The sequence below is a fragment of the Bacillus sp. LJBV19 genome (genome assembly GCF_017797845.1).
Taxonomy (GTDB): domain Bacteria; phylum Bacillota; class Bacilli; order Bacillales; family Bacillaceae; genus Bacillus; species Bacillus velezensis.
On sequence record NZ_CP072563.1, the window covers coordinates 250,779 to 275,516 of the forward strand.

General features: G+C 48.2%; 24 protein-coding genes and 1 other annotated feature. Of the genes, 17 read left to right on the forward strand and 7 right to left on the reverse strand.

Features of this window, described 5'->3' with window-relative positions; translation table 11 throughout:
- Position 1 precedes the first annotated feature (1 nt).
- From glnL to J6600_RS01395, 3 genes are all read left to right on the forward strand, one after another.
- The gene (gene glnL, locus J6600_RS01385; RefSeq protein ID WP_007409014.1) at positions 2-949 is read left to right on the forward strand and encodes a glutamine utilization two-component system response regulator GlnL; all 948 of its coding nucleotides are present in this window, start codon (positions 2-4) and stop codon (positions 947-949) included.
- Positions 950-1,244: 295 nt separating this feature from the next.
- Positions 1,245-2,165 carry a macrolide 2'-phosphotransferase gene (locus tag J6600_RS01390; RefSeq protein ID WP_095061510.1) on the forward strand — a complete coding sequence of 307 codons (921 nt, stop codon included), beginning with the start codon at positions 1,245-1,247 and terminating at the stop codon, positions 2,163-2,165.
- 48 nt (positions 2,166-2,213) lie between these two features.
- Positions 2,214-2,464 (forward strand) — a binding site (T-box leader).
- Positions 2,465-2,552: 88 nt separating this feature from the next.
- Positions 2,553-2,717, forward strand: a complete 165-nt coding sequence (locus J6600_RS01395) for a tryptophan RNA-binding attenuator protein inhibitory protein (RefSeq protein ID WP_021495300.1) — start codon at positions 2,553-2,555, stop codon at positions 2,715-2,717.
- A gap of 38 nt (positions 2,718-2,755) precedes the next feature.
- Here J6600_RS01395 and J6600_RS01400 read toward each other — a convergent pair whose 3' ends face one another.
- Entirely contained in the window at positions 2,756-3,139 is a 384-nt protein-coding gene (locus tag J6600_RS01400; protein ID WP_003156684.1) for a DUF2512 family protein, read from the reverse strand.
- 153 nt (positions 3,140-3,292) lie between these two features.
- Here J6600_RS01400 and J6600_RS01405 point away from each other — a divergent pair, with 153 nt between their 5' ends.
- The 4 genes from J6600_RS01405 to tatC all read left to right on the forward strand — a co-directional run bounded on the left by J6600_RS01405 (position 3,293) and on the right by tatC (position 6,733).
- Positions 3,293-3,721, forward strand: coding sequence for a cell wall hydrolase (locus tag J6600_RS01405; RefSeq protein ID WP_003156683.1), 429 nt, complete (start codon positions 3,293-3,295; stop codon positions 3,719-3,721).
- Between the two features lie 263 nt (positions 3,722-3,984).
- A complete protein-coding gene (locus J6600_RS01410) occupies positions 3,985-5,736 on the forward strand; it encodes an alkaline phosphatase D family protein (protein WP_014304274.1) in 1,752 nt (583 codons plus the stop codon).
- A 12-nt stretch (positions 5,737-5,748) separates the two neighbouring features.
- Positions 5,749-5,946 carry a twin-arginine translocase TatA/TatE family subunit gene (locus J6600_RS01415; RefSeq protein ID WP_003156681.1) on the forward strand — a complete coding sequence of 66 codons (198 nt, stop codon included), beginning with the start codon at positions 5,749-5,751 and terminating at the stop codon, positions 5,944-5,946.
- Between the two features lie 61 nt (positions 5,947-6,007).
- Positions 6,008-6,733 (forward strand): twin-arginine translocase subunit TatC, encoded by a 726-nt coding sequence (gene tatC / locus J6600_RS01420; RefSeq protein WP_095273282.1) that lies wholly within the window; start codon positions 6,008-6,010, stop codon positions 6,731-6,733.
- Here tatC and pcp read toward each other — a convergent pair.
- A complete protein-coding gene (gene pcp / locus J6600_RS01425; RefSeq protein ID WP_209387847.1) occupies positions 6,730-7,377 on the reverse strand; it encodes a pyroglutamyl-peptidase I in 648 nt (215 codons plus the stop codon). The genes tatC and pcp overlap by 4 nt on opposite strands.
- A gap of 71 nt (positions 7,378-7,448) precedes the next feature.
- On the opposite strand from pcp, the gene J6600_RS01430 reads away from it, so the two are divergent.
- On the forward strand, positions 7,449-8,576 hold the full coding sequence (locus tag J6600_RS01430) for an aminotransferase class V-fold PLP-dependent enzyme (protein WP_209387848.1): 1,128 nt from the start codon (positions 7,449-7,451) through the stop codon (positions 8,574-8,576).
- Positions 8,577-8,610: 34 nt separating this feature from the next.
- Here J6600_RS01430 and lmr(B) read toward each other — a convergent pair whose 3' ends face one another.
- Together lmr(B) and lmrA are read right to left on the reverse strand one after the other, a co-directional pair.
- Positions 8,611-10,050, reverse strand: coding sequence for a lincomycin efflux MFS transporter Lmr(B) (lmr(B), locus tag J6600_RS01435; protein WP_061861808.1), 1,440 nt, complete (start codon positions 10,048-10,050; stop codon positions 8,611-8,613).
- A gap of 36 nt (positions 10,051-10,086) precedes the next feature.
- A complete protein-coding gene (lmrA, locus tag J6600_RS01440; RefSeq protein ID WP_014416828.1) occupies positions 10,087-10,653 on the reverse strand; it encodes a transcriptional regulator LmrA in 567 nt (188 codons plus the stop codon).
- Positions 10,654-10,830: 177 nt separating this feature from the next.
- Between lmrA and J6600_RS01445 the strand changes: the two genes are divergently transcribed.
- The 4 genes from J6600_RS01445 to J6600_RS01460 all read left to right on the forward strand — a co-directional run bounded on the left by J6600_RS01445 (position 10,831) and on the right by J6600_RS01460 (position 14,651).
- Positions 10,831-11,541 (forward strand): asparaginase domain-containing protein, encoded by a 711-nt coding sequence (locus J6600_RS01445; RefSeq protein ID WP_209387849.1) that lies wholly within the window; start codon positions 10,831-10,833, stop codon positions 11,539-11,541.
- 196 nt (positions 11,542-11,737) lie between these two features.
- Positions 11,738-12,382 (forward strand): lipase EstA, encoded by a 645-nt coding sequence (gene estA, locus J6600_RS01450; RefSeq protein WP_017419343.1) that lies wholly within the window; start codon positions 11,738-11,740, stop codon positions 12,380-12,382.
- Between the two features lie 137 nt (positions 12,383-12,519).
- Positions 12,520-13,590 carry a helix-turn-helix domain-containing protein gene (locus J6600_RS01455; protein WP_095061498.1) on the forward strand — a complete coding sequence of 357 codons (1,071 nt, stop codon included), beginning with the start codon at positions 12,520-12,522 and terminating at the stop codon, positions 13,588-13,590.
- Positions 13,591-13,718: 128 nt separating this feature from the next.
- Entirely contained in the window at positions 13,719-14,651 is a 933-nt protein-coding gene (locus tag J6600_RS01460) for an aldo/keto reductase (protein WP_209387850.1), read from the forward strand.
- A 43-nt stretch (positions 14,652-14,694) separates the two neighbouring features.
- Here the strand turns inward: J6600_RS01460 and J6600_RS01465 are convergent, their stop codons facing one another.
- Positions 14,695-15,690 (reverse strand): DUF5105 domain-containing protein, encoded by a 996-nt coding sequence (locus tag J6600_RS01465; protein WP_209387851.1) that lies wholly within the window; start codon positions 15,688-15,690, stop codon positions 14,695-14,697.
- Between the two features lie 122 nt (positions 15,691-15,812).
- Between J6600_RS01465 and J6600_RS01470 the strand changes: the two genes are divergently transcribed.
- Positions 15,813-17,213 (forward strand): YcdB/YcdC domain-containing protein, encoded by a 1,401-nt coding sequence (locus tag J6600_RS01470; RefSeq protein WP_209388312.1) that lies wholly within the window; start codon positions 15,813-15,815, stop codon positions 17,211-17,213.
- A 200-nt stretch (positions 17,214-17,413) separates the two neighbouring features.
- Entirely contained in the window at positions 17,414-18,772 is a 1,359-nt protein-coding gene (locus J6600_RS01475; protein ID WP_209387852.1) for a YcdB/YcdC domain-containing protein, read from the forward strand.
- Here J6600_RS01475 and J6600_RS01480 read toward each other — a convergent pair.
- Positions 18,769-19,272 carry a peptidoglycan L-alanyl-D-glutamate endopeptidase CwlK gene (locus J6600_RS01480; protein WP_061861816.1) on the reverse strand — a complete coding sequence of 168 codons (504 nt, stop codon included), beginning with the start codon at positions 19,270-19,272 and terminating at the stop codon, positions 18,769-18,771. The two genes, J6600_RS01475 and J6600_RS01480, sit on opposite strands and share 4 nt — an antisense overlap.
- A gap of 109 nt (positions 19,273-19,381) precedes the next feature.
- Here J6600_RS01480 and J6600_RS01485 point away from each other — a divergent pair, with 109 nt between their 5' ends.
- Positions 19,382-20,503 carry a response regulator aspartate phosphatase gene (locus J6600_RS01485; RefSeq protein ID WP_014416837.1) on the forward strand — a complete coding sequence of 374 codons (1,122 nt, stop codon included), beginning with the start codon at positions 19,382-19,384 and terminating at the stop codon, positions 20,501-20,503.
- 116 nt (positions 20,504-20,619) lie between these two features.
- Positions 20,620-21,396, forward strand: coding sequence for a glucose 1-dehydrogenase (locus J6600_RS01490; protein ID WP_017419351.1), 777 nt, complete (start codon positions 20,620-20,622; stop codon positions 21,394-21,396).
- A 3-nt stretch (positions 21,397-21,399) separates the two neighbouring features.
- Here J6600_RS01490 and J6600_RS01495 read toward each other — a convergent pair whose 3' ends face one another.
- Positions 21,400-22,638, reverse strand: coding sequence for an MFS transporter (locus tag J6600_RS01495; protein ID WP_209387853.1), 1,239 nt, complete (start codon positions 22,636-22,638; stop codon positions 21,400-21,402).
- Between the two features lie 351 nt (positions 22,639-22,989).
- On the opposite strand from J6600_RS01495, the gene J6600_RS01500 reads away from it, so the two are divergent.
- Positions 22,990-24,669: a glycoside hydrolase family 13 protein gene (locus tag J6600_RS01500; protein WP_209387854.1), complete on the forward strand. Its 1,680-nt coding sequence runs from the start codon at positions 22,990-22,992 to the stop codon at positions 24,667-24,669.
- Positions 24,670-24,738 lie beyond the last annotated feature (69 nt).

Consider the following 24,738-nt stretch of genomic DNA (forward strand, 5'->3'; position numbering starts at 1 on the left):
TATGCGTTTTTTTATAGCTGATGATGACCGGGCGATCCGTTCCATTTTAAAACAGATGATCGAGGACGAGGACTTAGGCGAAGTCGTCGGTGAGGCAGAGGACGGAAGCCAGATTGAAGGGCATTATCTCCATTTTAAACAAGTCGATATTTTATTAATTGATCTGCTGATGCCGGGTCGGGACGGGATTGAGACGATCCGGCATCTTCAGGGATCGTACAACGGAAAAGCGGTGATGATATCGCAGGTGGAGGCAAAGGAAATGGTGGGAGAAGCTTATTCTCTCGGCATCGAATACTTTATCCACAAACCGATCAACAAAATCGAGATCGTCACCGTTTTGCGAAAAGTAAAAGAGCGGATTGAACTGGAAACCTCGATCGGCGATATCCAACACTCGTTAAGCCGTCTTATTCAGCGGAATGAGCCGAAAAAAAGCGGGCCGGGGGGGATGCACGAGAAATCAATCAAAGAAACAGGAAAATTTCTTTTATCGGAATTAGGCATCGTGGGAGAAAGCGGGGCGCATGACCTCATGGCCGTCCTTCACTATTTATTTGAGGATGAACAGGCGGAAAGAAACATCCCGTCTTTAAAGCAGATGTTTACAAACGTCGCCATCCGGAAGCTGGGGCCTGCGGCGGCACAAGCCGAGGTTAACAGAGAAATCAAGGCCTCGGAACAGCGGATCAGAAGGGCCGTCATTCATTCGTTAAACCACTTCGCTTCATTGGGCACAACTGATTTTTCAAACCCCAAATTTGAATATTACGCCTCGAAATTCTTTGATTTCCCCGCTGTCAGCAAGAGAATGAAAGAAATGCAGGCTAAGGAAACCGTGCCGCTTTCTCCGGTTAAAGTGAATATGAAAAAATTCATTCACGTCTTCTTTTTGGAGGCGAAAGATTTACGCGAAGGATCAAAATTTGTCAGCGGAGGCAGCCGGTAAGCTGATAAATAGGGTGTACATATATAGGGTTTTTGTGTAAAATAATGTTAACTAAGAAAGAACGGAGGGGTCCTGATGGCAAGTCAAAATCCGGTTTTCGCACTAATAAAATAGTGTCAATGTCTCTGCCTTGAGCGCGGAGGAAACCGGGATTGTCTGCCTGAATAAAGGAACCTGAAGTAATAGTGAGGGGGCGGCGATTATGCCGCCCTCTTTTTGGCGTCTTCACATATCTCTTTCTCCCCCGCCTCAGGCGAAGCTCTGTGTCAGTAAATAAGGGAAATGGGGAAACGAAATGACAAAACAAAGGGAAATAGAAACCGTTCTGAACATCGCAAAGGAAAATGGCTTACGGTTAAAGTATGAAGGGGCGGACATAAATGAAACGGGTATGGACTTCCAAGTCGTATTTGCTGAAGATGACAGCGGCATGACATGGGTGCTCCGAAAGCCGCGCCGTCCCGATGTTATCGAAAGAGCGGCTGCAGAAAGCGGCGTTCTCGCGTTTCTCCGCAGCCATGCCGCGGTAGCAGTGCCCGATTGGCGGATTCATACACCGGAACTGATCGCTTATCCAAAACTGGACGGAATACCAGCTGCCGCAATTGATCTGGATAAGAAACAGTATGTCTGGAATATGGAACACGAGCCGCCTTCAGACGGTTTTGTCGGCTCGCTTGCCGCGGCATTAGCCGAGCTGCACGGGGCAGACCCGGATGCGGCCTCCAGATCCGGAATTGAAATCATAAAACCGGATGACGTCAGGCAAAGGGCGGCGGAATCAATGGATCACATAAAAAAAGAAATCGGGGTCTCAGAGCCGCTTTGGAAAAGATGGCAAACGTGGATAAATGACAGTTCGTACTGGCCTGATTTTTCCGCGCTGATCCATGGCGACTTGCATCCTCCGCATATTTTGATCGGCGAAAATCAGCGTGTGACGGGTCTCCTCGATTGGACGGAGGCAAAGGTTGCCGATCCGGCCAAGGATTTTGTCCTTTATCAAGTGATATTAGGAGAAAAAGAAACAAAACGGCTGATGAAGAGCTACGAAGCTGAAGGCGGGCGCGTCTGGCCGAAAATGCAGGAGCATGTGACAGAATGGCAGGCCGCTTATCCCGTGGAAACGGCGAAATTCGCGCTTCAGACGGGGCAAGAGGAGCATATGCAAATGGCGCGGGACATGCTCGGCCTGTCCGATCCGAAAGGTTATTGACTTCCGCCGGATGACAGCGTATGATACATTTTAAAATAAAAGAACGGATGAACAATGCTGAGGAAGAGTAAGTACGCATCAGCGCGCGGGGTTCAGAGAGTCGGTGGCCGCTGTGAACCGATCCCCGTCCGGTGCCGAATGGGCTTCTGAATTGCTGCGCTGAAATGACAGTAGGCGGTGCCGGGATTCTTTCCCCGTTATCAAGAAAGGAGTATTGAAACCGTGTGTTTCTGTACTTTTTGAGAGAATGGCTCTTCAGCCGTTAATAAAGGTGGCACCGCGAAAACCTCGTCCTTTGATGGACGGGGTTTTTTTGTATTGTTAAGGAGGTGATGGCCATGGAAAGTGACTGGAGACGGACAAACAATCAAAAAAGGAGGGATATTCATGGTGATCGCAACCGACGATCTTGAGCTCACGTGTCCGCATTGTGAAGGAACCGGCCAGGAGCAGGAAGGGACGCCCTGTCCGAAGTGCGGCGCGAAGGGCGTCATATTGACCGCTCAAGGAAACACGCTGCTGCATTTTATCAGAAAGCATATTGATCAGTGAAATCAAACGAAAAAGGCCGTTATCCGGCCTTTTTTACGTTATTCGGACCGGGGTTCTAAAAAACGGGACCCGCCCAAGTCTTTTCTCATCAGATAAATATGGAAAAAATATTCTCCGACGGCGATGATGACGGCGGAAATAAGAGCGGCAAACGCCAGTCTTCCCCCGGAAATGCCCATGGACAGCGGCATTCCCATCAGCCAGACAACAAGAAACGCGATTCCGAAATCAGCGGACGCCGCCGTGATATTATTCCATCTCGGAAGCACGTACAGGTCGCCCGTAAAGTAGGAAACGGCTCCCAGCACAATGGTCATCAGCAGCACGTCGCCGAATGTAAAGCGAAAACCTAAGCCGAGTATCAGATACAGAATAATGATGGTCATAATGCCTTTAATGGCAAGCGCTTTAATGTGTTCCATGCGAATTCCTCCTTATGGAAATCATGTTAGTATGTTTCCTCATAACGTGAAATATAAACCCTTTTTTCGTGAACATTTGTTTTCTGGCTTTTGGCTGTCATCACTGGGCCGCTGCTGAATATGATGAAAGGAGAAAATACGGGAGGTGTCATGATGGCAGTCGTAAAAGCGTCGAGCGCCGATGTCGATCTAATGGCAAGGCTGCTCAGGGCGGAAGCGGAAGGCGAAGGGAAGCAGGGAATGCTTTTGGTCGGCAATGTGGGAATCAATAGGGTGCGGGCGAATTGTTCTGATTTTAAAGGCCTGCGCACCATCAGGCAGATGGTGTTTCAGCCGCACGCGTTTGAAGCGGTGACTCACGGATACTTTTACCAGAGACCGCGTGAATCCGAGCGGAGGCTTGCCCGCAGGAACATTAATGGAGAACGGTTTTGGCCGGCTAAATTCAGCCTGTGGTATTTTAAGCCGCCGGGCAACTGCCCGCAGACTTGGTATGGCCAGCCGTTCGTCGCCAGATTCAGATCCCACTGCTTCTATCAGCCGACAGGTGAGACGTGCGAAAACGTGTACAATACATTTTAATCCCGGGCGCACCGTTCTTAGAATGAACGGTGTTTTTTTAATTTTTTGTGAAGAAAAATAGGAAAAAAGTGTGCTTGACGGATGACAAGCCAAAAAGAAACAGAGGGGGTTTTCTCCCGGCGGGGCAAGGTTTGTCGAAACAATGTGAAAAATGTCTCCCGCCGTCCATTTTTCAGCCTTACAAACCCTTCACACTTCTTCATAGCGGTTTAACATTTCTTTTTTATAATAAGGGCGATCAATGAGACGAAAGGGGAACTGACATGACACATGACGGCCGTTTAGATGAATGGATCAAGGAATTGGAGAACAAAAGTTTTCAGAACAATACGTTTGACCGCCGCGCATTTATACAAGGCGCCGGGAAAATCGCCGGTCTTTCCCTCGGGTTAGCGATCGCGCAATCCATCGGCGCGTTTGAAGTGAATGCCGCTCCGAAATTTTCAAACTATCCGTTCACCCTCGGCGTAGCCTCCGGCGACCCGCTGTCTGACAGCGTCATTCTCTGGACGCGTCTTGCCCCTGACCCGCTGAATGGGGGCGGCATGCCGAAGCAGGCCGTGCCGGTAAAATGGGAAATCGCCGCTGATGAACATTTCCGTCACATCGTCAAACGCGGAACGGAAATGGCCAAGCCGAATCTCGGGCACTCCGTTCATGTCGAGGCGGACGGGCTCAAGCCCAATAAAGTGTACTATTACCGGTTTAAAAGCGGGCATGAGCTCAGTCCCGTCGGCCGGACGAAAACGCTGCCCGCTCCCGGCGCTGACGTATCCGCCATGACGTTTGCGTTTGCCTCATGCCAGCAGTATGAACACGGCTATTATACGGCGTATAAACATATGGCGAAGGAAAAGCTTGATCTCGTGTTCCATCTCGGAGATTACATTTATGAATACGGACCGAACGAATATGTGTCAAAAACGGGAAATGTCAGGACGCACAGCAGCGCTGAAGTGTATACACTGTCAGATTACCGCAACCGTCATGCCCAATACCGCTCTGATGCCAATCTGAAAGCCGCCCACGCCGCATTTCCGTGGGTCGTGACGTGGGACGATCATGAGGTGGAAAACAATTATGCCAATGTTATCCCTGAAAAAGGCCAATCCGTTGAAGCGTTTGTGCTCAGGAGGGCCGCCGCTTATCAGGCTTATTATGAACACATGCCGCTCAGGCGCATGTCATTGCCGAACGGTCCTGATATGCGGCTGTACAGGCAATTTTCTTATGGCAATTTGGCATCGTTCAATGTGCTTGATACAAGACAGTACAGAGATGATCAGGCCAACGGCGACGGGAATAAGCCGCCTTCTGATGAGTGGAGAGACCCGAAGCGCACATTGATGGGGACAGAACAGGAGCAATGGCTCTTCGGAAATTTAGCCGCCTCAAAAGCGAAGTGGAATGTGCTGGCGCAGCAAATCTTTTTCGCGCAATGGAATTTCGGAACAACCGCCAATCCGATATACAGCATGGATTCATGGGACGGCTACCCGGCGCAGCGGGAGCGGGTCATCAATTTTATAAAAAGCAAAAACCTGAACAATGTCATCGTGCTGACGGGTGATGTTCACGCAAGCTGGGCGTCAAACCTGCATACCGATTTTAACCAAACGAATTCAAAGATTTTCGGAGCCGAATTCGTCGGGACCTCCATTACATCTGGAGGAAACGGGGCGGATAAACGGGCCGATACGGATCAGATCTTAAAACAAAACCCGCATATTAAGTTTTTCAACGATTACCGAGGCTATGTCCGCTGTACGGTGACCCCTGCCCAATGGAGAGCGGATTACAGAGTGGTGCCGTACGTGACGGAGCCGGGGGCTGAGGTATCCACGCGGGCTTCATTCATTTATCAGAAAGACCAGACGGGGATTCGGAAGGTCTCTCAAGCTGCGGTTGCAGGCGGTTTAAAGCAGTCAAACGAGGTGGAAGAGGATCGTTTCTTCGCCCATAACAATGCGCATGAAAAGCAAATGAGAAAGAAACGGGCCAAAATCTCACAATAAGGAGGCACACTCATGTTTTCAAATATCGGCATTCCCGGGTTGATCCTGATTTTCGTCATCGCTCTCATCATTTTCGGACCTTCAAAGCTTCCGGAAATCGGCCGTGCCGCCGGCCGCACGCTGCTTGAATTTAAAAGCGCCGCAAAAACATTGGTCTCAAATGAAGAGCCGGACAAGCAGACGGCTGAGAAAGACAAAACAGCAGGCTGAATCCTGACATGGGGGCAGACGAATCCGCTTCTGCCTCTTTCTCTATAAGGAGGATGTACGATTGGATAAAAAAGAAACCCACTTGATCGGGCATTTAGAGGAAGTCCGGCAGCGTCTCATTAAAACCGTTATCGCCTTTCTCATGTTTTTTATCGGCGCCTGCTGGTTTGTGCAGGATATTTATGACTGGCTGATCAAGGATTTGCATGGAAGACTGGCCGTTTTAGGGCCGAGCGAGATTTTATGGGTGTATATGATGATTGCGGGAATATGCGCCCTTACGGCAACGATTCCGGTTGCGGCCTTTCAGCTCTGGCGTTTTACGGCGCCGGCCTTGACCCCGTTTGAACGCCGCGCCGCTTTGCTTTACATTCCGGGGCTTTCGGTTTTGTTTATCATCGGAATTTCCTTCGGGTATTTTGTGCTGTTTCCGATTGTGCTCGGATTTTTAACACAATTATCCGCCGGCCATTTTGACATGGTATTTACGGCGGACAAGTATTTTACCTTTATGCTGAATCTTACATTGCCGTTCGGATTTTTATTTGAAATGCCTCTGGCCGTCATGTTTCTGACACGGCTCGGAATCGTGAATCCAACCCGGCTGGCAAAGGCGCGGAAGCTTTCGTATTTTGTGCTGATCGTCGTCTCTGTGCTGATTACGCCTCCGGATTTTATGTCTGACTTTCTCGTTATGATTCCGCTGCTTGTCCTCTATGAAATCAGTGTGACGCTGTCCCGCATCGTTTACCGGAAGAAATGGGCCGAGGCGCCGTCTGCAGCTTAGTGAAGTTCGCCTCCGCCGGTCTCAATATCGTCCTCATGCGCCGCGGCGGTCACCGCGGCGATTTTGAGCGCTTTTGTCACGAGATCCAGGCTGAGGCTCGGCGCAGACTTCTGCAAAGTTTGCTCCGGAATGTACGGGATGTGTATAAACCCGCCGTGGATGTGGGGATGATAGCAGGCGATTTCATCCATCAGGCCGTAAAAGAGGTGATTGCATACAAACGTCCCCGCCGTGTAGGATACAGCCGCGGGAATGCCTTCCTTTTTGATTTCCTCAACGATCCGTTTGATCGGAAGGCCGGTCCAATAGGCCGCGGGACCGTCTTGAGAAATGTTTTCCCCGACAGGCTGGTTTCCTTCGTTATCCGGTATGCGCGCCTCATTGAGATTGATCGCGACCCGTTCCGGCGTGATCTGCATTCTGCCGCCTGCCTGTCCGACACAGATGATAATGTCAGGCTGATGCTTTTTGATCGCCTCGCGCAGCACGGCAAGGGACTTATAAAAAACGGTCGGCACTTGTTCAGATACGATAGAGGCGGGGCCCTCAGCGGCACCGTTCAGCCGTTTGACCGCTTCCCATGAAGGATTGACCGTTTCCCCGCCAAAGGGGTCAAAGCCTGTCAGCAATACTTTTTTCTCCATATAAAACCCTCCTTTTCTTTTTACCATACTCTATAATGGACATATATTCCTGCCGAAGGGGGAAACATGTCTTGAATTCGCCTCTGATGCAATACCGATCTTTATTTCCGGCGCTCCGCACACATACGATGCTCGCCAGCTGCTCTCAAAGCGCTCTTGCCCTGCCGGTTTCAAAAGCGATCAATGACTACCAGGAAAGCCTGCTTCAGCATGGCGGAAACTGGGAAGAAGCCATTGGACGAACGGAGCAGGCAAGGTGTGAATTTGCGAAATTGATCGGCGCCCATCCTGAAGAAATCGCCGTTTTACCTTCAGTAACGGCTGCTGTCTCTGCCGTCGTTTCTGCTTTACCGGATTGCCGAAAGAAACAGGCGGTGTATACGGAATTGGATTTTCCGGCGATCGCCCACATTTTGAAGGCGCAGACTGAGATGGAGCTTTCAGTCGTGCCGTCTGAAGATGGAATGATCCCGTTAGAGCGGTATGAGACATACATATCGGAACAGACGCTTTTCACCTGTGTGCCCCATGTGTCATATACGTCCGGTTTTGTCCAGGATATGAAGCGCATTGCCGAGATATCCGCAAAGAAGGGATCGCTTCTTTTTGTCGATGCTTATCAATCGGCGGGGCACATCCCGATTGATGTAAAAGAATGGGGAGTTGATATGCTGGCCGCGGGTGCGAGAAAGTATATGCTCGGCATACCGGGAACGGCGTTTCTTTATGTCAGAAAGGAACTTGCCGAACGGCTGAAGCCGAAAGTCACCGGGTGGTTCGGGCAGCAGCGGGCGTCGATGCTGGATTTAACCCGTTTTTCTTATGCGGACGGAGCCAAACGCTTTGAGACCGGAACCCCGGCATTTATCAGCATATATGCGGCACAGGCGGCTTTATCTCTATTAAACGATGCCGGCACAGACCGCATTCACCAAGAAGTAAAAAAACTCAGCGCATTTGCGTATGAATACGCTTCTGAAAAAGGACTGAATCTCATAGGGCCGCCGTCTGCCGATGACAGACCCGGCATGATTTCCATACGGGATGAAAAAGCGGCGGAAACGGCTGCGCTGTTGAGGCGGAAAAACATCGTATGCGCACCCAGCGGACAAATCATCCGGCTGGCGCCTCATTTCTATAACACGGCCGATGATCTGATCTATGCGATTGATGAACTGGCTGAAGCGCGCGGTATATAAAAAACAGCAGACTCACGGGGAGTCTGCTGTTTTCTTATGAGTGATTCACTTTGACCCGTTTCATAAAGAAAGCGCTGATCAAGCCGATAACTGCGACAATCATCGCGAAGATAAAGGCGTGCTGGACGCCCGCAATCAGCGCGTGAGAGTATGCGGAAGGATCATTCGGGTTTTTCACGGTGCTCATATAATTCTTCTGCCCGGCTGCCATGATGCTGACCGCCACCGCAGTGCCGATTGCGCCGGCCATCTGCTGGAGCGTATTCATAATGGCCGTTCCGTCCGGATAAAATTCCGGCGGCAGCTGGTTTAAGCCATTCGTTTGCGCCGGCATCATGATCATGGAAATGCCGATCATCAGGCATGTGTGGAGCACGACGATGAGAATGGCCGTTGAAGCGCCGGTAATGTTTGAGAAAAACCAAAGTACGGCGGCTGTGATGACAAACCCGGGAATGACAAGCCACTTCGGTCCGTATTTATCAAACAGGCGCCCCGTCACCGGAGACATAAAGCCGTTTAAAATACCGCCCGGCAGCAGGATGAGCCCGGACGTAAACGCCGTCAGCATCAGTCCGCTTTGTAAATACATAGGCAATAGGAGCATTGTTGATAAGATAACCATCATACAGATAAATACAATCACGACACCGAGAATAAACATCGGATAGCGGAAAGCGCGCAGATTCATCATCGGCTGTTTCATTGTCAGCTGCCTGATGGAAAATAAGATGAGCGCGATCGCACCGACAGTGAGCGAACCGATAACCGTCGGGCTTGACCAGCCGTCTGATCCTTCGCCGGCATTGCTGAATCCGAATACGATGCCGCCAAACCCGATCGTAGACAGAATAATGGAAAGCACGTCAATTTTCGGTTTTGTAATGTCAGACACGTTCTGCATGTAGGCGATGCCGAATAAAAGAGCCAACACAAGAAACGGCAGGGAAATCCAGAAAATCCAATGCCAGTTCAAATGCTCTAACACAAGCCCTGAAAATGTCGGACCGATCGCAGGAGCGAACATGATGACCAGCCCGATCGTCCCCATCGCCGCTCCGCGCTTATGCGGCGGGAAGATGACGAGGATTGTATTAAACATCAGCGGCAGCAGCAGCCCGGTTCCTAAAGCCTGCACGATTCTTGCCGCCAAAAGAAACGGAAAGCTCGGCGCAAGCGCTGCAATCAGCGTGCCGATAATGGAAAAAGCGAGTGAAACGATAAACAGCTGTCTCGTCGTAAACCATTGCAAAAGCAGACCCGATACCGGGACAAGAATACCGAGAACGAGCAGATAGCCCGTCGTCAGCCACTGGACGGTCGCAGGAGTGATATGTAACTCCTTCATCAGGTCAGTCAGGGCGATATTCAGCGCCGTTTCACTGAACATGCCGATAAACCCTGCCGTCAGTAAAGAAATCATGATCGGCATGACTTTATATTGTTTGGAAGGCTGAGCGTTTTCCAAAATCATTCTCCTCTCTTTCTATACGTACATGTCTCTCGTATTTTATGTCTTCAGCAGGTTCGGGATTTGTTTAGAAATATGGAGGATCGGCATTTTGTCTTTTTTGGCTAAGGACACAATGATGCCGCCTTCTATCATGGCATTTAAAACAGTGCTGATTTCCGCCGCTTTCTCATCAGAAAAACCGGCTGATCTCAATTTGCCCGCGAACAGATTCTCCCATTCCTGATAAGCGCATTGACAGGCCTGCCGGAGCTTTTCGCTCTTTAAAGCCGTCTCGGCAGCCAGTAAACCGACAGGAAACCCTTCAAAGTTCTCCGGACATGTGAATTGGCTTGATAAGTCCTGTAAAAACGCTTGAATGCTTTCCGCAGGATCAGGATGGGCATCAAGGCTTTCTTTTATTTTCATACGGATATAATGGCTCATTTCATTGACAGCCTCAATGGCGAGCTGCTCTTTGCCGTCCGGAAAATGATAGTAAAGAGAACCTTTCGGCGCACCGCTTTCTTTAATAATCTGATTCAGCCCCGTGCCGTAATACCCCTGAAGCTGAAACAGCCTGGTTGCCGCGGCGAGGATTTTTTCACGAGAATCTCCATAGCTCATAATGTTCCCACCTTACTGATTTTTGACAAATTTAAAATATAGTGACTGGTCTATTATCTTGATTTCGCATGACGGTGTCAAGGTTTTTTAACGGTTATTTTCTTCGGGAGGTTGCCTGACAAGCGCGTTGACCGGTGAGAGGAAAATCTTCATAAATAAAGAAAAGGAGAGAAAAGAATGAAAAAACAATTCATGCCCTTCATTACATTTATCACGGCTCTGCTCTTCATCGCGGCCGGCTGCTCCCAATCTCCTCAAGCGAAAGAAACACCGCCCGGGATGGCAGCCGCAGCCCCAGCGAAAAAAGACGGACTTCCGAATATTAAAATTCTTGCCGCCGGCGGCACAATTGCAGGCGCTGCTCCTTCAAAGACGTCCGCTACGGAGTACACGGCGGGGGCAATCGGAGTTGATGCCCTGATTCAGGCCGTTCCGGAGATAAAAGAGGTCGCGCATGTGAGCGGAGAACAGGTTGTGAATATCGGCAGCCAGAATATGAATAACGAGACACTGCTGAAACTTGCAAAACGGGTAAACAAGCTGCTCAAGTCTGATGATACAGACGGCATTGTCATTACACATGGAACAGACACACTTGAGGAAACCGCCTACTCAGGGGCTCAAGGCATTATTTTTGCAGGCCCGGGAAACGGCTCAATGTCTGATGAGGCCCAAAAAGGCGCCGTAAAGTCGGTCAAAAGCGGGCTGGCGGTCGTCCGCTCCACAAGGACGGGAAACGGAACGGTAACACCTAATCGAGAGTATGAAAAAGACCATTTGACAGCTTCAAACTCTCTCAACCCTCAAAAAGCGCGGATTCTTCTGATGCTTGCGCTGACAAAAACGCATGATCCTAAGCGGATTCAAACCTATTTCAATGAGTACTAGGAGTAGAGAACCGGGTGTTCTCTCCTTTGTTGGTATGCCGTATTAAAGCATAAGCGTGCTTTCGGGAAAGGGGCGTCTTTCTCATTTTTCCGCTCTTTTTTTAATTGTTGAAAACAGTAAAAAATACACTATTTTTTCCTTTTCTCCTCTAATAGAATGAAAACTGCAAAAATATTACATAGCAGGAGGAAAGTTCATGAAACATATAAAAAGCAAAATCCTAGTCATCCTTACAGTTTGTATGCTGTCCGTCATTTCCGTATTTGCCTTCCAGCCGACCGTATCGAAAGCCTCCTCAGGGCATAACCCTGTTGTCATGGTCCACGGAATCGGCGGGGCGTCCTTTAACTTCGCGGGAATCAAAACATACTTGGCATCCCAAGGCTGGTCAAGAAAAGAGATGTACGCCATTGATTTCTTAGACAAAACCGGAAACAACAGACACAATGCGCCGAGACTGTCCAATTACGTGAAAAAAGTGCTCAGCGAAACAGGTGCGAGTAAAGTCGATATCGTCGCGCACAGCATGGGGGGCGCCAACACGCTCTATTACATTAAAAATCTTGACGGCGGAGACAAAATCGCAAACGTCGTAACACTGGGCGGAGCGAACGGCCTTGTGACCAACCGGGCGCTTCCGGGGACTGATCCGAACCAAAAGATTTTATATACATCGATTTACAGCTCAGCGGACTTAATCGTCATGAACCCGCTGTCACGGCTGATCGGCGGGAAAAACGTGCAGATTCACGGTGTCGGACACATCGGACTTTTGATGAACAGCCAAGTAAACGGGCTGATTAAAGAAGGTCTGAACGGCGGCGGACAAAATACAAATTAACAGTTTCAAAGCCCCGGAGAATGAGAATATCCCGGGGTCTTTTTTTTCTTCCATATTCTTTTTTCGCCGTAAACCAAGCCCTCTGAAGTTATTTTTGTTAAAATAATAAAGTTATATCAGAATTCGGAGGGTTTATTGTGGGAAAAGTGAAAAGAAATGCCCCTTGCCCATGCGGCAGCGGGAAGAAATATAAAAAATGCTGCGGAAGCAAAGAAGCTGCCATTCCGGCAGACATCGCGGCAAAAGAAGCGAAACAGATTCAGGAAAGCCTAATGGAGTACGCCTTTACAGCACATAGAGACGGCATATCATCATTTATTAACCAGCACGCGTTCATTACGGAGCTGGACAGACAGACAAAAGACATCGGAGTCTTCAACCTCGGCATCTGGGGAATTTTCTTCCGTCCGCTGGCAGGCGGCAAGACGATTTTTGAAGAATATCTTCAGAAAAAAGCCGGCGGCATCAACCGCCCGAAAACACGGGAAATCGTTGAATCATGGACAAGCATGACACCTGCCGTTATGGTGCTTGAAGATGTGAAAGAAGGAATGATTCACTTTGAAGATGTGATGACGAAGAAACAATTCAAAGTGGAAATGGACGTCAGCCAGCAGGATCTTCCGCCGGCGGGAAGCCTGATTCTCGGCTATCCGATCCACGAAGCGGAAAAAGCGGAGTTCTTCATGCAATTTACGATCTTCCCTGTGAAGCGGACCGAAGCTCTAATCAGCAAAGTGAAAAAGGCGGCGGCCCCGGCCCTTGCGGAAGGAAAATCGCCTGAGCGCTTTATGCAGGAAAACTTCGACACTGTGCTGGCCGCTCTTTTAACAACGGCGGAAGAGCCTGAGCAGGCTGCTGAAGAAAAACAGACAGAGTGGGCCAACGACATGGAGAAGGAAACGGCAGACGCCATTGAAAAAGGCCTGAGCGGGGATGAATACCCGGCTGAGCTGGTTCCGGCCGTGATTGATCTGTGGAAAACGTTCTGTGTCAAAAAAACACCGACGATCAGAAAGCCTGAAGCTTTCGCAGCGGCGGTCGAATATTACGTGAACAGCATTTCTCTGAACGGCGCGTCCGTTTCTCAAGCCAAGCTGGCGAAGAAGTACGGCGTCAGCGCCTCAACGATTTCCAGCCGCTATAAGGAAATCGAGGGTGCTCTCACGGATGAAGCCGAACGCTTCGCCGCAGCTCTGACATCTTAATACACAGCAAAAAACCTTGAAGGGCAAACGCTTTTCAAGGTTTTTTCTATAGATAGGCTCTCAGGCAGGATAATTCTTACCGGTTATCTAATACTAAACAGAGCGATAAAAGGAAGGGAGCCTGAGCCATGGATGAGACACGTACGCTGGGCAGGACGGATTTACGGGTAAAGCGTATCGGCTTTGGCGCTAATGCGGTCGGAGGACATAATCTGTTTCCGAATCTTAATGATGAAACGGGAAAAGAACTCATCCGCACAGCGCTGGACGGCGGCGTCAATTTTATTGATACGGCGTTTATATACGGTTTGGGGCGTTCCGAAGAGTTAATCGGTGAAGTTGTCGCAGAGCGCGGCGTGCGGGACAGCCTCGTGATTGCGTCAAAAGGCGCGCACAAAGAGGTCAACGGACAGATCGAGCTGGACAACAGCCGTGAATTTCTCCGGAGTGAGGCGGAAAACAGCCTGAAGCGGCTGAAAACAGACGTGATTGATTTGTATTACGTCCACTTCCCTGACGGCAAAACACCGCTCTCCGAAGTGGCGGGCACGTTAAAAGAACTGAAGGACGAAGGGAAAATCAGAGCAATCGGCGCGTCCAATCTCAGCTTTCGGCAATTGCAGGAGTTTAACGCGGACGGCTATTTAGAGGTTTTTCAATCGGAATATTCACTGATTCAGCGTGAGGCGGAGCATGATCTGCTGCCTTATTGTGAAAAGAACGGCATTTCCTTTATTCCTTATTTCCCGCTTGCTTCCGGCTTGCTGACGGGAAAGTTTACAAAAGACACAGTCTTTGAGGACAGCCGAAAGAACAGGCTGCCGTTTCAGGGAGAAGCTTTTCACCAAAACCTGGAGCGAGTGGATAAGCTTCGGGCCGTTGCGGAAGAAAAAGGGGCGCAGACAGCCCATATCGCACTCGCATGGCTTCTGTCGCAGCCGGCGGTGGATGCGATCATTCCCGGAGCCAAGCGCCCCGACCAGCTGAAACACAATCTGGACGCGCTTCATGTGCAGTTAACCGAGGATGAGGTTCAATTTATCAGTGACATCTTTAAGTGAAAATAAAAAAAGGAAATAGCCTGCGCTATTTCCTTTCTTGTTGTCAGGACGTTTTCAAAAACGCTTCTGTCAATCCTTCCAGATCGGCGTCTGTATCCAGATACCACTGGCCGCGGGCGTTTTTCTTCATCTCGATTTCTCTTGTAACGGAAGAAGGAGCCGGTTTCAGGCGCATAAACTCTTCCGGATAGACAGAAAGCAGGTGGCTGACAATTTCGTTTTCATCAGCATCAGGGTGCTTTCCGGCATAGTCTTGCACGCGGTCTTGCAGCTGGCCCGCAAGCGGAGACATATCAAGCGGCGTCACTTTTGCTTCAAGGACGGCTTTTTTGCCTGACATGGATTTGGTATGCACCTTGAGCTCTGTGTTATCCCGAAGCGCTGATGACATGGCGTCAATAATAGCGGTAATGGCTTTTGAATCCGCCTGTTCTTGTGAAATGCCTGCTGAGGTGATAAAGCTGGCTTTCGCCGATTCCTGATATGCGGCGGCCGTCATTTTTTCATTTACACCGGTCAAGCGGGTGAAATCTTTATTGTGCTTGCCGTACAGCATCACATCAATGTATGCGGATAATGCGTCTGCCGGGTCAGGTTTTGCGTTTGAGGCTGTGCCTTTGACTTTCAGTTTATAAGATAAAGGCTTCGCGTCTTTTGCCTGCGGCTGATATACCAATTCATAGGATTTGCCTTCGTCAGCAGTGAAGTACAGATTGCCCGTCGCTGTCTTACCCGCATGAAGCGTGCCGCTCTGCAACAAGTCTTCCTTATCGGCCTTGGCTGTTTTCGCGTCATCCTGATAAAGCGAGAAGTCGCTGCTTTTGACGGTAAGCGGGTCTTTGCCCGTATTTTTGACGGTGACCGTTACTTTCAGCGCGGGCGAATGTTCAGTATCGTCTGAAGCGGCCCATGCCGTATCTTTTATTTTCACTTTCGCCGTGCTGCTTTCCTGGCCGCCGCTCGTTTCGCTGCTGCATGCGGCGGTAAATGCCGTGAGAAGCAGAATGAAAAACACGGCGCTCATTTTTTTGATGGACATCTGGTTTACCCCCTGTTGTTATTAATTCGATAGTCATGAAGATAGACAGGTTAATTATACTAGTTTTGTATAAAAGAGTCTTGGTAATCATCAATTTTTTTGGAAGAAAAGGAAGTGTTATGATGAAAAAAGAAGAATTAAAACAGCTCGCTCTCCGGATCGGTAACGTACCTGCCCGCTACGAGAGTAATGTGGAAGAATACCAGGAAGATGAGGTTTTGTTTTGGTGGGAAGATAAGAATGATCCGGAAGCCGGCATCATGGTCGAATTAGACCGGGACGGAAAACTGAAATACTTATCCCGTCCGGCTTTCCAGACTGATCTGCCGGCTCTTTCGGAATCGGACATAGAAAAACGGATGCGGGCGTTTTTAGAAACCCATCGTCCTGGGGCATTGGCTGAGTTCGAATTGGAAAACAGCGGCTCCGCCAATGATGGTGATGTGAGATATTCCTATGTTCAGATGGCTGACGGTCTGCCGCTCCCGCTGACCGGGTTTTACGTCGACCTGTCTTTGACAGGGGAAGTAACCGGCTTTTGTTACCATGGGAAGGCCGATGATCTTGTAAGACCCGGAACAATTGCGGACAAGCGGGAAGCATTGGCTCACTTTGTCAAACATATTGAAGCAGAGCTGTTGTTCACCGTACTGCATCAGTCCGTCTATGTGCAGGGGGATGACAAGCCCCATCTCGTCTATGAAATCGTGTCTCCGACGCGGCCGATATCGGCCGATCTGAAGGAAGAGAATGAAGAAATAGATGAATATGAAGAGCTGGAAGACGACACGCTGCCGTATGTCCCGATTTCACGCCCTGCACCTGAAGCGGAAAAGATGAGCATCAATGACATGATCGGGCTGCACGACGGTTTTTATAAAGAGAGGGAAAGCGATCTTGGAGAGGGCTGTATCGGCATTGCCTGGCGTCCTGAAAAAACAAAATCCGTACGGGAAGATAAAAGCTTTGAAAGTCTGTTTAAAGAACGGAATGAACACGTATTGAAAACAAGGTATGATAAAGAATCGGACCGGCTCACCGGGGTGATGTCATTTATAAAAGTTGAAGGCGAACCGGTGTTTTCCGAGGAAGAATGCCATCACACGGCCATCCGCTTTTTATTCGCCATGTTTCCGGAAGCGGATCAGTATTTCCGGGTTCAATATGATGAGCCGGATGATGAAGGAGAAAACGTGGGACTTACATATAAGGCTTGTTCGGGCGGCGTTGATTTGCGATTCGGAGAGGGGAGAATCTGTGTCAGCAAAAAGACGGGTCTTGTCACTTTTTATATGCCGCCGGAAATTGATCCGAAAGAGCTCCAGGAAATCGATCCCGTTCCTTCATTGACAATGGAAGAGGCGAAGGATGCGATCCGCCGGGCCATCAAAGCAGAGCTCGCTTGGGACCATTGTTACGATGACGACAGCTGCGGAAAAGTGTACAGGCTCGTATACAAGCCGGTTTTCCCGCGGTTTATTGAGGCTCATACGGGAGAAGCGATCACGAGTTTAATAGGCTGAAGGTCATGGGCGTTCGTCCCGGGTCTTTCACGGGGAATGTGACATTTGTATGAAAAAGAGCCGCTCTGAATACGGCTCTTTTCCCTCTTTGCTAAAAATAGACACATAAAAGGCACTTTCTTCCCTTTAAAAGGATAAGGGCGTTTTTATATAATAAAAAACAGTTCTTTTTTATACACTCTTCTGAAAGGATGACCCCATTGCTGAAAGAACATCTGAGAAAAAAAGCGCTGGAAATCGGGAACATACCGCCGCACTATGAGCTTGAAATAGAAGATTATGATGAAAAACAAAAAACGAAAGCCTATTATATATGGAAAGATCGTAACCAGCCGGATAAAACGGTCACGATTGAGCTGGGCGACGACGGATCTTTGCTTACTTATTCACGCAACGACTGTCCGGGTTCAGACATGCAGCTGTCAGACGCCGAATTAAAGCTGACGGCTCTTCGGTTTGCGGCGAGACACCGCCCGCTTACTTTTATGAATTTCATCTTTCAGGCGAAGGAAGAACGCAATGGGTGCATCCGATTTATCTATACAAAAAAAGTGCTCGGCCGGCCGCTTCCCGATTCAGGTTTTTTCGTTGATGTAACCAGGAGCGGCTTCGTCGTGCAGTTTATCTATTACGGGGATAAGGGTGAAGCGCCCGTTCCGGAAACATTCGTCGATCGGGAAAAAGTCGTCTCGCATTATATGAGTGTGCTGACATTCAGTCTCGTCTATGATGTGGTCAATTTTGAGAAAATACCGCGTCTCGTCTATGAACCGATTCTGCCGGCTTACAGCTATCCGGCCGGTGAAGATGATATCGTGCCGGATCAGCAGCTTTGCGAAGACAGGAATGAGCCGGCAAAACCGCTTCCCGCGTTTGAACATAAACGGGAAATCAGCCTGGATGAATTAATGGGGTTTACCGCGGATATGGTTCAGACGCGCCGGCGCGATCTCGGGGATGAGATCGGAACGACATGGCGGAAAGGATCGGTTCCGGAACGGAAAGATTTGAGTATCGAAAGCTATTTTGAAAGCAGCAACAAAAATACAATGAAGATGAAAACGGACAAAAAGACAGGGAAAATGACAGCCTTTAAATCTTTTATTGAGCATCAGGGCCCGGCCTTTTATTCTGCGGAAGAGTGTGAGGCCGCCGCGCTTCAATTTTTATACAAGCTTTATCCGAGAGCGGACGAGTTTTTTAAAATGAACCCGGTGAAAACGGACGGAAGGGGCAGGTTCCGCTTCCATTTTTCCATATGGCATCAGGATATTCCGCTGCGGTTCGGCGCTGCGAGAATACTTGTCAGTCCCGTAACGGGGCTTGTGGAAGCTTACATGGCGCCTGACATTGACCCGGAGCAGCTGGAGAAGATCAATCCGGTGCCGGCCGTTACTCCCGAAGAAGCAAAGGCCGCTTTTTTATCCGATTTCCATCTGCGGCTGGAGTGGCAGCGCGATTTTACGCCGTCCGGCAATGAAGGATATAAGCTTGTGTACAGGCCTGTCTATCCTCCGTACATTGATGCGCAAAAGCGAAAAAAGAAAAGGTTTTATTAGCCAGGGATCATTTGTAAATGAGGATAATCTTTAAAGCCTCTCCAATCGCCTCCCCAATCAAAACCGAGCGTTTTGGCAATCGATACGACCTCAAGCCAATCGGGCGTGCCGTTTCGGTTTCCGTCGTACGTCATATCCCAAATCAGGCTTCCATCCTTTTTTTGCAGGGCGAAGTCGATCGCAAGGCCGTAATTGTGGTAAGATTCCCCGCCTTTTGCGTAGGTGACGATATTTCCTTTTTTTGAACGTCCTTGACGGTACAATTCGTTTTGTTCCTCAATTGATCTGAAACCCTCTGTGATAACGACGGTGATGCCTTTTTTCAGAGCGGCCGTCTGCAATAGCTCCGCATTCTGTTTCACGAGCGGATGAAGAGCGCTTGGAATGGCTCTGTCTTGTAATGCCGTCTGCGGCCTCAATTCTTTCTGCACATAGGAAAAACATAGGTCTGCGGAAAAGAAGAGGATCAAAAGCAGCGCAATTCTGACTGATAGTTTCATGGTGAATTCTCTCTTTCTTTAATTGGTTAAAATCTTTGTTTGCTCACTGCCATAAATTTGCTATGATAAAATATAACATAATTAGTAGCCGGAGGAAGGAGGCAAATCTATGAAATCCAAGATTCCATCTGAAGAAGTGGCCGTAAAGATGAATGAATGGTATAAGCTGATCCGCGCGTTTGAAGCCGATAAAGCTGAAGCGCTGAAGCGGGAGATTCAATTTGAACTCGAAGATATGGAAGAGAACCAGGATTTATTGTTGTATTTTTCATTGATGGAATTTCGGCACCGCATCATGCTGGATAAATTAAAACCCATGAAAGACGGCGACTGCCAGCCTCCGTTCTCTGAAATGCTCACTGAGATTGAGATGAACCAGCAAAAGCTGACCGGCTTACTGGAATATTATTTTTACTATTTCAGGGGAATGTATGAATTTAAGCAGAAAAACTTCATCTCAGCGATTTCTCATTATAAGCGGGCTGAGGAAAAGCTTGAATATGTGGAAGATGACATAGAGAAAGCCGAGTTTTTGTATAAAATTTCTGAGGTGTACTATCATATCAAGCAGACTTTCTTTTCGATGAATTACGCGGGACAGGCGCTTGATATTTACAAGAAATATGAATTATACGGAATGAGAAGGGTGCAGTGCAAATTTATCATTGCCGGAAATCTGATGGACGCCCAGCAGCATAAAAAAGCGCTGGAATACCTCGAATGCGCCTTGGAGCACGCGGAGCGGCTTGATGATCAATATATGATTGCTGCGGCCTATTATAATATCGGGCACTGTATGTACAGTCTGGGTGACTTTTGCAAAGCGGCGGAGGATTTTGAACGGGCGGCTGCCGGATTTGAAGCACACAGCTTCCGGCAGGTCATCCAGGCTGTTTTTTCACTCACGCATATCTACTTTAAAACGGAAAAATACAGTGAAGCCGCCGCCAGCTGCGCGCGGGGCATGAGAAGCGCGGCGGAATGGGAAGATGAGATCTATCTGACGAAATTCCGTCTGATTAAAGAGCTTTATCAGGGGGAAGGCGGACAGGATTCGCTCAAAGAGTATTTTGACATTCTGGAATCAAAAGAGCTGTTGGCTGACACAGAGGAACTGCTTCAGGACGCGGCTCATTTCTTTCATCAACGGGAGAACTACAAAGCGGCATCTTATTTTTTCAGCAGGCTTGTCGGCGTGCAAAAAAGGCTGCAAATGAACAACTACGCATAATGAAAAAAAAGAACGAGGGAGCTTCGGTTTCATCGTTCTTTTTATGATCTCTTTTGTTTTCAGCCGATCAAAACCGGGTACATGCTCTGTATTAACATCAGGGAGGAAAAGAGACAATGTATCAGGATTTACAGGGAAAAACAGCAATCGTAACAGGTTCTTCGAAAGGAATCGGAAAGGCCATTGCCGAACGCTTCGGCAAGGAGCGGATGAATGTGGTTGTGAACTACCTCGGTGATTCCGCCGGAGCGGAAGAAGCGGCGGACATCATTGAGAAAGCGGGAGGCCGAGCCGTCACCGTAAAAGCCGATGTATCCTCAGAAGAAGGGATTCAGGCGCTGTTTCATGCCGCGCAGGAGCATTTCGGGGGCGTGGACGTGATGGTCAACAATTCGGGCTTTAACGGAGCCGAAGCGATGCCCCATGAAATGAGCCTGGAGGATTGGCAAAGGGTCATCGACGTCAACGTGACCGGCACCTTTTTGGGGGCGAAAGCGGCACTGAAACATATGCTCGAGCGCGGCAAAAAAGGAACGGTCTTAAACATATCGAGCGTTCATCAGCAAATACCCCGCCCTGAAAACGTGCAGTACTCGGCATCCAAAGGCGGAATCAAAATGATGACGGAAACGATGGCGCTCAATTATGCAGACAAAGGCATCCGGGTGAATGCCATCGCTCCCGGCACGATCGCCACGGAGTCCAATAAGGATCTGGAAGATGAAACACATAAACAGGCCCAGCTGAAAAAAATTCCGATGAACGCCTTCGGAAAACCGGAAGAAGTCGCCGCGGCCGCCGCATGGATGGTGTCGGAAGAAGCGAGTTACGTAACCGGAACGACACTTTTCGTCGACGGAGGCATGACGCTTTATCCGTCTCAGCTGGAGTGAAAATTATACTAATTTCTCATTTTTAACGTCACTTTCTTCCTTTAGGAGACGCCAGTCTTCGTGTCGAAGTGAAGTGAACAGAAAAACAATATTTGTCAATATTATAATAAATGAGCCTGCCTGGAACACATGCAAAGTACCAAGTTTATGAGAAAAATAGCCTGCGGCTAAAACACTAAGGGGAGCCAGTAATGTTGAGATGAGCCTTGAACCGCTAAAAACTCGTCCTAAATAATCAGCAGGGACATGAGTCTGAAAAAGCAAACTTACAAGTCTGGAATTCAAACCTATGCTCCCCATTAAAATGGAATTAAGAATTCCGATTGTCAGCCAATGATCGCTGTGTGCAAGAATCAGTAAAGACAATGCAGTCATGAAAGATGAAATAAACAATGCATGTGCTGACTTGAAAAAACGGTGCACGTAGGGAAGAATAAGACCGCTAATGATTCCGCCTGCAGCACTTAGCGTATAAATGAAACCGATTTGTGTTTCCGTGATATGAAGCTCTTCTTTGAGTTTGAACATAATCATGAGAACCGCACCTGTTAACCCTAAATTTATAAATAGGTTCCATAACGTCAGCAGCTTGTAGACTTTAATCGAGAGGGTATATTTAAGACCCTCAAAACTTTTCCTGAGAATTTCCTTAGGAGTTGCAGCAGCTGTTATCTCTTTATCTGAGTAGTTTATTAATCTAAGCGAGAAGGTAAGGATCAAAAAACCTGAAAACGTAAACCATAGGCTGTTAAATAAACCAAATATGGTTAATGATAAACCGGCTATTGAAGGGCCGATTGAAGTAGCTATTGATAAAGCGATCTGAGAAAAAGAATTAGCTGAGGGCAGATCACTCTTTTTCACGATTTCAGGAATGATAGATATGTCAGTTAAACCATACATCGCGATCAGCAGATCAATAAAAAAAGCAATAAATAAGACAAGGGGTGCCGTTAGGATCTGAAATTCATGGAAGATCGGAATGAAAGAAATGAGGAATGCCTGGGATATTGAAATGAAGATAAGTACCTTTTTTCTATTATATGAATCTATAACGGCACCGCCAAAATATGCTGCAAGAAAATCCGCCAAAAAACCTAAAGCGTAGCAAACCCCCATTAAAATTGGAGAGTTTGTGAAATAAAGTATTAATAAGGGGAGAACGAGGTCATATATATTTTCAGTTAATTTGTGTATAAAATTACTGCTGACAACAAAAAGAAGCGCTCTGTTTTTAATCATGATTTAATCCTTTCCGATAATGTTAAATACAATAAAGAGAAGAACTTAGGACAGCTAAGTTCTTCTCGATTACTCTACTCAATCGTAACTTCGTAATTGTCCCCTATTTCTTCCAGTAAGTCTTTGGCGCTTTTTGCTTCAATTGAGGCAGTGCCTTCTCATAACTCAGAATAATCAAATAATAACCAATTATTGCAATTTTGTAAATATATCTTGTAATAATTGGATTTTTTTATTTTTCGGTCTGTGGCTCAAGTGGTCATATTGCGTTTGGGGAATATAGGGAAGACCTTGTTTACATTTAATAAAAACAAGGAAATAATCTATTAAAAATAAAGGAGATTAAACTTTATGGCGAATGACTGGTGGAAAGACGCCGTTGTCTATCAAATCTATCCGCGAAGCTTTCAAGATACGAACGGCGACGGCATAGGCGACCTGCGGGGGGTTATCGCGCGTCTCGATTATATAAAAGAACTTGGCGCTGATGTGATATGGATCTGCCCGATTTACCCGTCGCCAAACGTTGATAACGGCTACGATGTGACGGATCATCAAGCGGTTATGGAATCCTACGGAACGATGGAGGATTTTCACGATCTGCTTACAGAATGCCGCAGCCGCGGATTAAAGCTTGTGATGGATTTCGTCTTAAATCATACCTCCACGGAGCATCCTTGGTTCAAAGAGGCGGAAATGAATCCGGACAGCAAATACCGCGATTATTATATTTGGCGGCCGGGCACCGCGGACGGCCCGCCGACCGATTGGGTGTCGGATTACGGACAATCCGTCTGGCAGTACGAAGAACATACGGGCGAATATTACCTGCATATGAACGCCGTCAAACAAGCCGATCTGAATTGGGAAAATCCCGAGGTTCGGCAATCAGTATACGAGATGATGAGATTTTGGCTCGATAAAGGCGTGGACGGATTGCGAATAGACCAGCTTCATCTTCTGTCAAAAAAAGAATATTTGCCGCCATATGAAGATTACATCGCCCGCCGAGCCGATCCGAAGCCTTTCCGGCCAAACGGGGCACGGATACATGATTACTTAAAAGAAATGACGAAAGAGGTATTTTCCAAATATGACGTGATGTCGGTCGGCGAGGCCGGATCAGTGACGCCTGAGGAAGGGCTCGTCTACACGGGAACCGATGAGCATGAACTGAATATGATTTTTCATTTTCAGCATATGGAGCTTGATCAAAAGCCGGGCCAAGAGCATTGGGATGTAAAACCGCTTGAGCTGTCCGATTTAAAGAAAGTGCTCACAGACTGGCAGGAAAAACTGGAACATCAAGGCTGGAATACGCTGTATTGGTGCAATCATGACCAGCCCCGGATCGTATCCCGTTTCGGAGACGAAGGCACATACCGCAAATCATCCGCCAAAATGCTTGCCGCCCTGCTTTATTTCATGAAAGGCACGCCGTACATTTACCAGGGGGAAGAAATCGGCATGACAAACGCTCCGTTTGACAGAATAGAGGATTATCAAGATATTCAGACCGTCAATATGTATCATAAAAGGGTATTTGAAATGGGCCGCAACAGAGAAGAAGTCATGGCGTCCATTATGGCGAAAAGCCGGGACCATGCCCGTACACCGATGCAGTGGGACGGCAGCAAGAATGCCGGATTTACGGAGGGCGAACCGTGGCTCACGGTCAATCCCAATTACAAAACCGTCAATGCGGCCGAGGCTCAGGATGATCCCGATTCTATATTGAACTTTTACAAAAAACTGATCCGCCTGCGAAAACAGTATGCTGATATCATAAAAGGCAGCTACACGCTGCTGCTTCCTGATGACCCGCAGCTGTTTGTGTATGAAAGACAGGCAAACGGACAAAAACTCATGTCCATCAGCAACGTATCGAAAGAAGAGGCCGCCTTTTATTGGCCGGACGGCTCCGAACCTGAAAGGGCCGAGCTGCTTCTCAGCAACTATGAAAATGATGGCGGCACGGAATCCCGCATCACATTCCGCCCTTATGAAACAAGAGTTTATCTGCTAGCCTGATATGTGATACGACGCCCCCGTCCATACATGGCGGGGGCTTTTTAGGTAAATCGGATATCAATTTAGAAA